11 protein-coding genes are annotated in these 13,086 nt (G+C 45.2%); 6 read left to right on the top strand and 5 right to left on the bottom strand.

Annotation, left to right across the window (positions count from 1 at the left end; genetic code table 11):
• Positions 1-42: 42 nt before the first annotated feature.
• From AC1RM2_RS30775 to AC1RM2_RS30750, 6 genes are all read left to right on the top strand, one after another.
• Positions 43-195 carry a DUF3330 domain-containing protein gene (locus AC1RM2_RS30775; protein ID WP_492989291.1) on the top strand — a complete coding sequence of 51 codons (153 nt, stop codon included), beginning with the start codon at positions 43-45 and terminating at the stop codon, positions 193-195.
• Positions 158-2,098 (top strand): prolyl oligopeptidase family serine peptidase, encoded by a 1,941-nt coding sequence (locus AC1RM2_RS30770; protein ID WP_492989290.1) that lies wholly within the window; start codon positions 158-160, stop codon positions 2,096-2,098. The genes AC1RM2_RS30775 and AC1RM2_RS30770 overlap by 38 nt, the downstream gene beginning before the upstream one ends.
• 103 nt (positions 2,099-2,201) lie before the next feature.
• Positions 2,202-2,624: a hypothetical protein gene (locus AC1RM2_RS30765; protein WP_492988963.1), complete on the top strand. Its 423-nt coding sequence runs from the start codon at positions 2,202-2,204 to the stop codon at positions 2,622-2,624.
• Positions 2,625-2,720: 96 nt separating this feature from the next.
• The gene (locus AC1RM2_RS30760) at positions 2,721-4,184 is read left to right on the top strand and encodes a TolC family protein (protein WP_492988962.1); all 1,464 of its coding nucleotides are present in this window, start codon (positions 2,721-2,723) and stop codon (positions 4,182-4,184) included.
• 12 nt (positions 4,185-4,196) lie between these two features.
• Entirely contained in the window at positions 4,197-7,451 is a 3,255-nt protein-coding gene (locus AC1RM2_RS30755; RefSeq protein WP_492988961.1) for an efflux RND transporter permease subunit, read from the top strand.
• 4 nt (positions 7,452-7,455) lie between these two features.
• The gene (locus tag AC1RM2_RS30750; protein WP_492988960.1) at positions 7,456-8,538 is read left to right on the top strand and encodes an efflux RND transporter periplasmic adaptor subunit; all 1,083 of its coding nucleotides are present in this window, start codon (positions 7,456-7,458) and stop codon (positions 8,536-8,538) included.
• A gap of 70 nt (positions 8,539-8,608) precedes the next feature.
• On the opposite strand, the gene AC1RM2_RS30745 is transcribed toward AC1RM2_RS30750, so the two are convergent.
• The 5 genes from AC1RM2_RS30745 to AC1RM2_RS30725 all read right to left on the bottom strand — a co-directional run bounded on the left by AC1RM2_RS30745 (position 8,609) and on the right by AC1RM2_RS30725 (position 13,059).
• Positions 8,609-9,973 carry an exonuclease domain-containing protein gene (locus tag AC1RM2_RS30745; RefSeq protein WP_492988959.1) on the bottom strand — a complete coding sequence of 455 codons (1,365 nt, stop codon included), beginning with the start codon at positions 9,971-9,973 and terminating at the stop codon, positions 8,609-8,611.
• Positions 9,974-10,351: 378 nt separating this feature from the next.
• Positions 10,352-11,110 (bottom strand): ABC transporter ATP-binding protein, encoded by a 759-nt coding sequence (locus tag AC1RM2_RS30740; RefSeq protein ID WP_492988958.1) that lies wholly within the window; start codon positions 11,108-11,110, stop codon positions 10,352-10,354.
• A gap of 189 nt (positions 11,111-11,299) precedes the next feature.
• A complete protein-coding gene (gene gatC, locus AC1RM2_RS30735; RefSeq protein ID WP_492988957.1) occupies positions 11,300-11,590 on the bottom strand; it encodes an Asp-tRNA(Asn)/Glu-tRNA(Gln) amidotransferase subunit GatC in 291 nt (96 codons plus the stop codon).
• Positions 11,587-12,318 carry a lysophospholipid acyltransferase family protein gene (locus tag AC1RM2_RS30730; RefSeq protein ID WP_492988955.1) on the bottom strand — a complete coding sequence of 244 codons (732 nt, stop codon included), beginning with the start codon at positions 12,316-12,318 and terminating at the stop codon, positions 11,587-11,589. The genes gatC and AC1RM2_RS30730 overlap by 4 nt, the downstream gene beginning before the upstream one ends.
• Positions 12,319-12,426: 108 nt before the next feature.
• Entirely contained in the window at positions 12,427-13,059 is a 633-nt protein-coding gene (locus AC1RM2_RS30725) for a lysophospholipid acyltransferase family protein (protein WP_492988954.1), read from the bottom strand.
• Positions 13,060-13,086: the final 27 nt, after the last annotated feature.

Genomic DNA, 13,086 nt, shown 5'->3' with positions numbered 1-13,086 from the left:
GTTAACTTCTTTTGCTTCGCCACATAAAAGTCATTCGATGTAATCTATCATCTAATCTACCCAATAATTGCTAAATTACCTGCGCTTACATCTGCTTTTGAACCCCATGAACAAAAATATACTGCTCATTATTGCTGCATTCGCTGTTACAGGCGTTATGGCGCAAACGGCAAAGCGCCCTTTAAAACCGTCTGACGTAAATAATATCCCCACACTTGCCGATCCGCAATTATCGCCTGATGGTAAGTGGTTGGCTTATAGTGTTTTGGATGTGGATACGGCAAAAGATAACCGGGTATCACATTTGTGGATGCAAAGTGTTGACGGCAAGCAGCCTATTCAACTCACTTATGGTGCCGAACCGGCTTCGTCGCCAAAATGGACGCCGGATGGTAAGTTTTTGTCATTTGTATCAGAGCGCGATTCAAAAAGCGGCGGACAGGTTTGGCTGATGGACCGCAGAGGAGGCGAGGGGCATAAATTGACAGACCTGAAAAAGGGCAACCTGGAAGATTACGCATGGTCGCCGGATAGTAAAAAACTGGTGCTGGTGATTAAAGACCCGGAGAATGACGGTCAAAAACCTAAAACAATTCCGCCTATAAAAATAGACCGTTACCATTTTAAGCAGGATATTGACGGGTACCTGCAACACAGGCACACGCATTTGTACCTGTATGATATGGAGAGCAGAAAACTGGATACATTGACGACCGGCGATAGGGACGATCAATCGCCGGTGTGGAGCCCGGATGGCAAATACATAGCTTTTGTAAGCAACCATACTAATGACCCCGACAGGAACGAAAATTCGGAAATTTTTACGGTTGAGGCCAAAGACGATGGCGAGATTAAGCAGCTGACTACTTTTACCGGCCACGATATTCAGCCGCTTTGGAGCCCGGATGGTAAGCACATTGCCTACCTGCGATCGACAAGTGACGCCGACTATTATATTTATCAGCACGATTTGTTGTGCGTGATGGATGCCGACGGAAAAAATAATCGGGTACTTACCGAAGCACTCGACAGACCCGTAAGCAATGTAGCCTGGAGCCGCGATAGCAAAAATATAGGCTACCTGGTAAGCAGCGACCGCACCAGGTATATTGCTCAGTACAACTTGATGCTCCGTAAATCAACTATAGTATATAAAGGTGCCGAGTGCAGTTTTGAAAACGTTATTGGTGCAACGCCCGGCGTGTGGATTGCTAAAATGAGCACGCCCTATATGCCTCATGAACTGGTGGCTATCGAAAACGGCAAAATCAGGCGGCTCACTTTTCACCAGGACAAGTGGCTAAGTGGGGTAAAACTGGCTTATGTGAAAGGTTTTCAATCTTTTAGTGCCGATGGTACGCTGGTATCGGGAATTTTGTATACCCCCGATAGCGTAGTAAATAAAAAGCTGCCATTCGTCTTGTATATCCACGGCGGCCCTACTGACCAGGACGAGTTTGAATTTGATATGATCCGTCAAACTTTAGCTTCGGCAGGGTATGCGGTGGCCGCGGTAAACTATCGCGGTAGCACAGGTCGAGGGCTGGAATACACCAAGGCGATTTATGCCGATTGGGGTAATAAGGAAGTTCAGGATTTGTTGGGCGCGGTTGACGAAATGGTGAAGTTTGGCATAGCCGACCGTGACCATTTAGGTATAGGTGGCTGGAGCTACGGCGGTATTTTGACCGATTATACCATAGCAACCGATCCGCGCTTTAAAGCAGCATCCAGCGGGGCGGGCAGCGCTATGCAACTGGCTATTTATGGCAGCGACCAATGGGTGGTTCAATATGATAATGAACTGGGCGCTCCCTGGAAAAATCCTGAAAAATATATCAAGTTATCATATCCGTTTTTTCATGCAGATAAAATCAAAACCCCAACGCAGTTTATGTCTGGCCTGAAGGATTTTAATGTGCCAACCAGCGGCGGCGAGCAGATGTACCAGGCCCTTAAATCGCAGGGAGTGCCTACCCAAATGGTGCTTTACCCCGGTCAGTTTCATGGCATTACGGTGCCAAGCTACCAGGTAGATAGACTACAGCGCTATATTGATTGGTATGATAAGTATTTAAAAGGCCCCCCAACCCCCTGAAGGGGGAGCTTTAGTCCGGTTTATGTAGAATTCATGAAGATTGCTCTCGCCGACTCAATTGCAACAATACTTTTGCATAAAAACATATTTTTTATTTTGATGTTTGCATCCGAAAGAATACCGTGTGACAATGTTGAGCGAAAAAAATGGTGTAGTTAAAGATTTAAAAGTGCTGCTTGTGGTGGCTTGGTATGTCTTTATAGCTGTTTCGCATATTTTTTTGCTTCCCAAACTCACTGAACAAGGCAACCGGCCCGCTTCAGGCCACAATTCTATCTTCAAAAGAAACTCCGATAATTTAACGCTGAATGCTGTGCATTGGAATTTTATTCAGCGCACAGATAAGGTGGTGATTAATGATAAAAAATCGGTGATCGACCTCCTGAAGGCGGTTATCAGCAGTTTTATCCTGCTTTTCTTTGCCCTCAAGATTTGGACAATGCGACCCGTTTGGCAACCGCTTTCCCGTGTTCTGTTTAGTGATTACCGGTATTCATACCTTTCTTTCTGTTCCTTCCGGATTTGATGTGATGGCCTGTTACGGGCATCCGCCTAAGCTATCCTGCTTTAGGCGTTCATTTAAATTTATTTAAATCATTTACCGGTATTAGCCAGGTTTGCTATGTTCTGTTCTGTTTTACATAGTTTGCTGCCCGGCGTGCGGTACCGGTACATCAAATTCCAGGAAACGTATATGCAAATCATAAAACGAAATGTATTCATACTGATGGGACTGCTCATCAGCCTGAATACTTTTGCACAGCAAAATATAACACCTATCGGCCTTAAAACCCTGCTGAACCAGGTAAACGCCAACGCACCGGCGCTGATTACAGATTCGGCGGCAATAGGCATCCGCCAGGCGCAGGCAGCCGAAACACGCAGCAATTGGCTGCCCAATTTAAAGCTTAATTACCAGGCCGATATTGGTACAAATAATAACGTAGCCGGGCCCTATTTTGGTTTTGGGATTATCCCGTCCGATTCGCGGGGAGTGCGTACACAAAGTAATACCACCGCGGTATCTGCCAATGTAGGCGTAGCCGCCCTGGATTGGGAAGTATATAATTTTGGCGCTTATGGTGCCCAAAATAAAGTGGCTAATTCCGATATCCGGGTGCAACAAAGCCAGTTTGCCAACTCAAAATATCAATTACAGGCTTACACCATCGGCAATTATTTATTGCTGATGAGGCTGCAAAACTTTTTGGATATTCAGTCACGAAACATTCAGCGTAATGTCGAGATCAGGCGATCTGTACAATCATTGGCCAAAAGCGGTGTAAGAGCAGGCGTGGATACCAGTATTGCCGAAGCCGAACTCTCCAAAGCCCGGTTAAATTATATCGAGCTGGCCAACCAGGTAAAACAGGTACAATTGCAGCTTTCGGCAGTAAGTGGCTTGCCCTATCAATCTATAGTACCTGATACTGCCACCGAAACCGCATTGATAGATCGGCCTGCCACATTACAGCCAATTGAGCAGGATACTGTTAACCACCCGCTTATCAATTATTACCGGTCGGTTTATCAAAACAGCCTGCAACGCGAAGATTTGGTGAAAAAAAGCTATAATCCTAAAATTATGTTAGAGGGTGCCGTGTGGGGCAGGGGATCAAGCGTTGATGCAAATGATCATTTTAACAGCCTATCCACCGGCTGGGGCTTCGACCGTAATAATTACCTTGTGGGTATCGGTATCAGCTATAATTTGTTCGATCTGCGCCGCAAGCAGCTAAAACTCCGCACCCAAAAGGTCGAAACCAGTTATAACTCGCGTAAGCTTCATGAACAAAAGCAATTGCTTGCAGTAAACGCTAACCAGGCCGATGTGGAGCTGGAAACCGCCCGCCAGCGCCTGCAGGAAATTCCACACCAGTTGAGGGCCGCTAATGACGGATATCGGCAAAAATTGTCGCTTTATAAAAACGGCCTTACAGATATCATCGAACTGAACGCGGCGCTCAATATCCTTTATCGTGCCGAAACTGATTTCGCACAGGCAAAATACAGTTATTCAAGCGCGTTGTTCCAAAAAGCGGTTACCGATAACCAGGTAAACGCAGTTTTAAACCTCTTAAAATAAGCTAATATGTCAATGGTCACATCCGCACTCAAAAGGCCCATTACTACGGTGGTTATCACCATGAGCCTTTTACTTTTTGCAGTGCTTGGTGCAATAAAAATACCTATCGATATTTTCCCGCAGTTAAACCTGCCCACTATATATGTAATTGAATCGTACGGCGGCATGTCGCCACAGCAAATGGAGGGTTTTTTCTCTACCCGTTTGCAAGATCAGTTTCTGTATGTAAACGGGATAAAAAGTATCACCAGTAAAAATATACAAGGTTTAACCCTCATCAAACTGTCGTTTTACGAAACTACCAACATGGCCGAAGCATCGGCCCAGGTGGCTTTGCAGGTAAACAGGGCAACCGCTTTTTTTCCGCCGGGGGCATTGCCGCCGCAGGTAATCCGGTTTGATGCTTCTTCATTACCGGTTGGTCAGCTGGTTTTTTCCAGCCCTACACGTAGCTTAAAAGATATTTATGATCTGGCTGCTACCAAAATACGGCCCATGTTTGCAACTATACCCGGGCTTTCGGCACCGCCGCCATTTGGGGCAAATGCACGGTCGATAACCGTGAGTGTTGATCCGGATAAGTTACGCAGTTACAATTTAACACCCGATGAGGTAGTTGAAGCCTTATCTAAATTTAACGTGATGTCGCCATCGGGTAATCTACGGTTAAATAACACCATGTTTTTAACCACCATGAACTCGCTGATTAAAAGCCCGGATAACTTCGGCGATATACCCGTAAAAACGCAAAATGGCGTACCCATATTTATAAAAGATGTGGCCCGCGTTGCTGATGCTGCAGACGTTACGGTGGATTATGCCCTAATTAACGGCAAGCGTTCGGTTTATATCCCGGTGGTAAAAACAGCCGATGCTTCTACCTGGACAGTAGTTCAAACCCTTAAAAGCAAACTGCCCGAAATGCAAAGCCTGCTGCCCGATGACGTAAAGGTGAGCTATGCCTTTGATCAGTCGGTATTTGTGGTTAACGCGGTTAAAAGCTTGATGACCGAGGGTGGACTGGGCGCCCTGCTTACCGGTTTAATGGTACTGCTGTTTTTGCGCGATTGGCGAAGCAGCCTTATCGTAGTAATAACCATCCCGGTTTCTATCCTGATAGGGGTGTTATTGTTGAGCCTGTTCGGGCAAACCATCAACATCATGACATTGAGCGGGTTGGCCCTGGCTATCGGTATCCTGGTAGACCAGGCAACTGTAACCATCGAAAATATCCATCAGCACCTGGAAATGGGTAAATCAAAAAAACAGGCAATTTATGATGCCTGCGAAGAGATCTCGTTCCCGCTGTTGCTGATATTGTTGTGTATCCTGGCGGTATTCGCGCCATCGTTCATGATGTCGGGGGTGCCTAAAGCGATGTTTTTACCACTTTCATTATCAATCGGTTTAACCATGATCGTATCGTACATCCTTGCCCAAACAGGTGTGCCGATATTAAGTAACTGGCTTATTAAAGCCGAACGTTATCAACACTATCACCATGGTAAGGTACACGCCCATGCAGGCGAATCATTGGATGATAAGGAACAAAAACAAGTTGAAAAACACCTGCAAAACGAGCAGGCGCATCCCGAAAACAACGACCTGTTTGAAAAGGTTAAACTCTGGCTCATTAACACCCTTAATAATTCTATGCCCCGAAAGCGGCTTATTGTGTCTGTTTATTTAGGCGTGGTTATCATTTTAGCGGGATTATGCTTTGTTTTTATCGGCAAGGATATGATGCCAAAAATTAATAACGGGCAGTTTCAGATCAGGCTGAAAGAGCCGGACGGTACCCGGTTGGAGCGTACCGAGGATGCCTTTAAACAGGTATTGCAAGTTATCAATCAAACGGTAAATAACCATGTAGAAATTACATCGGGATACGTGGGGTTAATACCCAGCAGCTACGGTACCAGTAACCTTTATATTTTTAATACCGGTACCCAGGAAGCCGTATTACAGGTAAACCTTGATGAAAAGTATAAGGTAAATATGGATGAACTAAAAGATGCGCTGCGCAAAAACATCCATTATAAACTTCCCGAGCTGCAAATAACCTTTGAGCCAATAGATATGACCGAAAAGATCATGAGCCAGGGAGCCTCGTCGCCTATTGAAGTACAGGTGGCCGGTAAGGATATGCTGCAGATTGAAGGTTACGCCAACAAGGTAGTAACCAAGCTGAAGAATATCAGTTATTTACGCGATGTGCAGATAGAGCAGCCTTTGAAGTTCCCTGTAATAAAAATTACTTTGGATAGGTTAAAAGCTGCTCAGCTGGGGCTGAATATTAAAGATATTGCCCGCTCGGTTACGGCAAGCACATCATCCAGCCGTTTTACTGATAAAAACTTGTGGCTTGATGAAAAAGGTGCCTATACCTACCAGGTGCAGGTACAAATTCCCGAGTATGTAATGAACACCCTGGATCAGCTGAAAGAGGTGCCGCTGGTAAAAGGGCAAAGCAGCCCGGTTTTAAGCGATATTGCCACATTTACCACAACCTACGTCCCCGGCGAGTACGACAGGGCCGGGCCAAGGCGGTTTTTAACTATCAGCGCTAATATTTATAAGACCGATTTGGGTACTGCCACTACAGATGTGCAAAAAGCGCTGAACTCAATAGGCGCACCCCCAAAAGGATTGATTGCCACCATGGGAGGAATGTCGACCCTGTTAACAGATACATTGGGCAGTTTACAAAACGGACTAATGCTTGCCATTGTAGTTATCTTTTTATTGTTGGCTGCCAACTATCAATCTTTTAAAGTATCGCTTGCTGTATTATCAACAGTGCCGGCGGTTATTTTGGGATCGTTGCTGATGTTGCTGCTTACAGGATCAACCTTAAACCTCCAATCCTATATGGGGATGATCATGTCGACCGGGGTATCCGTGGCCAATGCCATTTTGATTGTAACCAATGCCGAAAAATTGCGGATTGATTATAAGGACGCCACGAAAGCGGCTATAACCAGTGCATCCATCCGCTTACGCCCCATCCTGATGACCAGCCTGGCCATGATAGCAGGTATGATCCCTATGGCTTCGGGCATGGGCGAAGCAGGCGAGCAGTCGGCACCTTTAGGGCGTGCGGTTATTGGTGGTTTGTTTGCATCAACGCTTGCGGCCTTATTCATTTTGCCCCAGGTATTTGCGTGGGTACAGCAAAAAACAGATTTTTTATCGCCTTCGCTAATGCCTGGTGAACCCGACGAACAATCAGCTAAAATAACAGAACCAGAAACCTCCATAGTTTAAAATCATGAAATTTCAATCAATTATATTAATAGCAGTCGTAAGCCTGTTTGCCGCATGCGGTGGCAATCAAAAGCCGGTAGATATTTCGGCCCCGGCTGCAAAAAGTAAAGCGGGTACCGAAACGGGTATTGTAACAGAAAAAGCCTTATCGAGTAACGCCCGCCTGCCCGGCCAGCTTAAGCCTTATAACGAAGTAAATATTTTCCCGAAGGTAAATGGCTTCGTGAAAAGTATGTACGTAGATAGGGGTACCATTGTAAAAAAAGGACAACTATTGGTCACCCTTGAAGCGCCCGAAATGGAATCGCAATTGCAGGCTGCCAATTCAAGGTATCTGCAAGCGCAGGAAAATGCCGTTGCCAGTAAAGAAAAATACCAGCGGTTAAAAGAAGCTGCCAAAGAGCCTGGCTCGGTATCGCCGCTCGACCTGGATAACGCATCGGCCAAAATGAGGGCCGATGAAGCCATGGCAAAATCAGAACAATCCAACGTGGCTTCGGTACGTACCATGCAGGATTATTTGAATATCCGGGCACCGTTTGATGGAATGATTGTTCAGCGTAATGTTTCGCCGGGTGCGCTGGTTTCGCCGGGTAAAGGAACAGACCAGCCAATGTTAATCCTGCAGGATATCAGTAAATTGCGTTTAGAGGTTTTTATCCCCGAAGATTATGTAGATAAGGTAGATTTGACCAGGCCGGTGAATTTTACCTACAATTCTGTGCCCGGTACACAGCAAATAGCCAGGATCAGCCGGTCGGCAAATGCGTTGGGCAGTATGCGGTCTGAGGCTATTGAGATTGATGTTGAGAACAAAAACGGCAACTTAAAACCGGGCATGTATGCCGAGGTGCATATCCCGATGCTATCGGGTGCTAAGTCATTACTGGTTCCTAACCAGGCCATCGTCCGGTCGACAGAGCGCGAATATGTGATTGTGGTGAAAGATGGCAGGGCCCAATTACAGGATATTAAAGAAGGGCTTTCCCGGAACGACTCGACCGAAGTATTCGGCAATTTAAAAGCCGGTGATACCATTGTAAAACATGCCAGCGACGAAATGCGGCAAGGGGATGCGATAAATTAATAGCAAATCATGAAACCTTACGAAGTTTCTGAAACTTCGTAAGGTTTATTACGGCGGCGTTACGCCAAGCCTACGTAAACACCACCATTCTATCCGGGTACCTTGTAGCATAACTCGATACAATATTCTTGATATAATCATTGCCCGGGTAGGGGGTCAGGTAGTTTTTGAGCTGCTGCACGTTATCGGCATCAAAATAGTGCGAGATGTACCCCATGCCGTAAAACTGGCCTTTTTCAACTAAAATACAGCTGTGTTCATCGCCGTTGCGGCCTTCATCGCGGATGGCGTAGGTGGGCAGGGCAAGTTTCAGCTGGTCGATTGCGTTGCTTACTTTTTTATTGTAGTCCTCTACAGATTCAACACCTTCGCAGGCACATTGGCTGCCTGCGGTACCGGTACATGGGGCCGTGTTGGTTTGTATAAAGCAAAGCTTGGGGCATAGGCCAAATGCTTCTATCAGTTTATTGAGCAAATTATAGCCATCCAGCAATGAGTTACAGGTATAAATAACATCGCTGAATTTGCGGCGTTTATCAACCGCCAGCCTGGTATAGCCGCGCTGATCTTCAAAGGCATACAGGCAATAGGCGTTTTCAAAGCGTTTTAATGAGCGGTTGTATTTTGGCCAAAGGCGTTTAATCTCGATGGCCTCCAGTACAAAGGCAATCAGCTCGGTGCCGCAAACCTGGTAGCTTACCTGGTGAATATTGCGTAAAAACTCCTGCCGTTGTAAGCCCGGGTTGTTGCCGGTAAAATGGCTGCTTACCCGTTTCTTGATGTTTTTGGCTTTGCCAACATAAATCACTTTCCCTTTTTGATCATGAAAATAATATACACCCGGTGAGTATGGCAATTGCTCTACATCTTTTTTTGGCAGGTTGGCTGGCAATACCTGTTCTTTCGAATTTTGCTTAAGTGCTTGTTTAATATGGCCTTCTGTATCGCTGTTTATTAACAGGGTAAACAATTCTGCCGTGGCTTCGGCATCGCCGGCGGCACGGTGGCGGGCTTCGTTACCGATGCCTAAATGGCGGCACAGGCGGCCAAGGCTGTAGGATGGCAGGCCCGGCAATATCTTGCGGCCCAGGCGTACGGTACAAAGCTTGTTTAGCTGTAAATCGTATCCGGCGGCGGCAAGGTGATAGCGTACAAATGAATAATCGAAGTTTACGTTATGCGCGACGAAGATTTTGCCGTGTATCAAATGGTAAATATCAGCTGCTACATCCTCAAAGGGAGGTGCGCTTTGCACCATCTCGTTGGTAATACCTGTTAAGGCGCTGATATATATCGGTATTTCGCGTTGAGGGTTAACCAGGGTTTGAAAGCGTTTTACAACTTTTTTACCATCATGTATGCATATGGCAATTTCTGTAATGCCATTGGCGCTGGCATGCCCCCCGGTAGTCTCTATATCAACAATTGCATACATATTTCAAATGTAATACAAGTTTGCTAATTATTTTAGTGTTATTTTTATTTTTCTTAGTCCGAAAGTTGGGAAGTCCAAAAGGCAGTAAGACGGAAAGTTAAGAAGATCGAAAGTTTTGAAAATCAAAATAGCTAATGGAATGAGCAATATAAGCATCAACCCACACCTTGTTTTTATTGGCTGATCCTGGCTAAATGATCCAGCTACCGAAGGGGGTATTGGCCAACAACAGGCACAAGTATTTTGATGCGCCTAAATTGAGCTCAGTTTAGTGTTAACCATGATTAAATATAAGATATTGATTGTTAAATACTTACAAGTATTTAACCTGAAATGTGTTAAGTTATGTTAACCCAATTAGATGCGTTTGCCCTGCTCTTAGTGCGCATCCATTTCTGTGTTTTCCACAGCAAGTCTTCTGTCAACTTTTTGGATATGCTCGTTTTGGTAATCTTTTTCAATGAGGCCGTCGCGCATACGTACAATGCGGTGTGCGTGCATGGCAATATCTTCTTCGTGGGTTACCAGTATAATGGTATTGCCTTTGGCGTGAATGTCTTCCAGCAGCCCCATGATTTCTATAGATGTTTTGGTATCCAGGTTACCGGTAGGCTCATCGGCCAATATAATAGAGGGATTATTGATAAGCGCCCGGGCCACGGCCACACGCTGGCGCTGCCCACCCGAAAGCTCGTTGGGCTTATGATCAACCCGGTTCTCTAAACCAACATTTTTAAGAGCGGCATTGGCGCGCTCGGTACGTTTTTCTTTGCTGATGCCTGCATAAATCAAGGGCAGGGCAACGTTATCAAGGGCGGTATTACGGGGCAATAAGTTAAATGTCTGGAAAACGAAACCGATCTCGGAGTTACGTACTTCGGCCAATTCGTTATCAGTCATGTGGCTCACGTTTATCCCGTTCAGGATATACACACCCTTGGTTGGTGTATCCAGGCAACCCAAAATATTCATCAGCGTTGATTTACCCGAGCCCGAAGGGCCCATCAAAGCCACAAATTCGCCTTTATTTATGGTTAACGATACCGATTTAAGCGCGTGAATAACTTCGCTACCTATCACGTACTTGCGTCCAATCTCGTTTATGGTAATTAAAGGCTTGTCTTTTAATGGCTCCATGAATGTTTTTTTATTTGGACTGCTAATAGGTACGGAATGTTACAAGCTTTTTGTTTTTAATTGGTCGGGAAGTCCGAGAGTCCGGAAGACGGAAAGACCTGACGTTTTTGTTAAGCGGAAAAGTCTGAAAGTGTTGTTTCACTTACTGTCCGACTTTCTGACTTCTGGACTTTCCGACTTCTTTAAATATTACTTCTCAATCACCTTAGCCACCAAAAAGTAGTCTTTATCGTGCTTCGGGGCGTTTTCAAGTGCTTCTTCGTGGGTTATCTGTTGTTTTACCACGTCGTCGCGCAGTACGTTGGCGCCATCGGTCATATAAACCAAGGGCTCCACACCGGTGGTATCCAGTTCGTTTAGTTTGGCCATAAAATCAAGAATCTTGCTCATATCCTGTATCATGTCCTGCTTTTCGGTCTCGCTTAACTCTAAGCGGGCCAGGTGGGCAACTTTTTCAACTGTTTCTTTATCTATGGTCATGCAGTTTGCAGTTTTTTATTAATCAAATCAAATACTTGGTCACGCAGTGCATCGGCATCATCCAGTGTTAAATGGGCCGTTTCAATGGGTTTATGTACAAATATATTACAAATTCCGGGTCTGCTGCCATATTCTTTGCCGGTATCCCAAAGCACTTTCCAGGTATCAAGGGATGATATGGGCAAAATGGGCACTTTCATTTCGATAGCCAGCCTGAACGGGCCGTTCTTAAAACTATGTAACTCGGGCGGATAATTCTTCGGGATAGTCGCTTCGGGGAAAATAACTACGCTCACCCCGTTTTTAATACGTTCTGCAGCAGTTTTAAAAGCGCGGAATGACGACATTTTACTTTCCCTGTTAACCGTAACATCAATGGTTTTAAAGAAATAGCCAAGTACATAGTTGTTTAGCAATTCTTCTTTCCCCATAAAACAAATATTGTTTTTAAGGATGGTATTGATGGCCGATACGTCAAGGTTTGATGTGTGGTTGCCGCATATTACGTAAGTTTTTTTCCAATCCGGCGGCTCTTCAAAAGTGGCGCTGTAAAAAATTCCCGAAATGCTCGAACTCAAAAAAATAATAAGTCGCCGCATTTGGTTAATGTACCGGTACCGGCTGGTTTTTTGCCTGAGTATAAATAAAACCGGGTAACAAAGGGTGAAAAAGACGGCTATGCTATACCTGTAAAAATTGGTATGGATCCTTTTCAGTGTTAATTTCATGTTCCCCAAATGTAAAAAAAATACTTGTTTCAGAAAGCTCAAAGCTTCATGCGCAAAGCCTAAAGCTAAAATTTTCACGTTAACTTCATTTGCAGGGCTCAATAAATTTTATGCAATTGTTTGAGGTTTTTCTGAAGCGGCCAGTTTTTGTTGGATGATGGCGTAAACGTCATCGCGCAGGGTATCGGCATCGGCAATGGTAAGGTTACTGGTATTTATCGGTTTATGTACGTAAAAGTGGCAAATGCCGGGCCTGCTGCCATATCTGGTGCCGGTATCCCAAAGTATTTGCCAGGTGTTTACAGATGTTACCGGGATGATAGGTATTTTATGTTCAATAGCCAGGCGAAATGGCCCGTTTTTAAACTCGGCCAATTTGGGGGGATAATCATCCGAGATCATACCCTCGGGGAAGATCACCAGCGAAACTCCTTCCTTTAACTTTTCAGATGCTTTTTTAAATGCCCGAAAAGACGACATTTTACTTTCGCGGTTAACTGGGATATCAACCGAGCGGAAGAAAATGCCGGTTACCAGCCCGTCCTCCAGTTCCTGCTTGCCCATAAAGCTGCAATTGCTGTTTACAAGAATGCACATGGCCGAAATATCGAGGTTGGATGTGTGGTTGGGACATATGATATAGGTTTTGCTCCAATCAACTGGCTCCTCATACTTAAAATTATAAAAGATACCCACCAGCGCCGAACTTATGAATCCCCAGGCACGCCGCAGCTTGTTCATGCTATGGTACCGCGATGGATTTTTAGA

It is taken from the genome of Mucilaginibacter sp. GW822-FHT03E02, from assembly GCF_058801545.1.
This window is presented reverse-complemented; position numbering and strand designations above follow the sequence as displayed.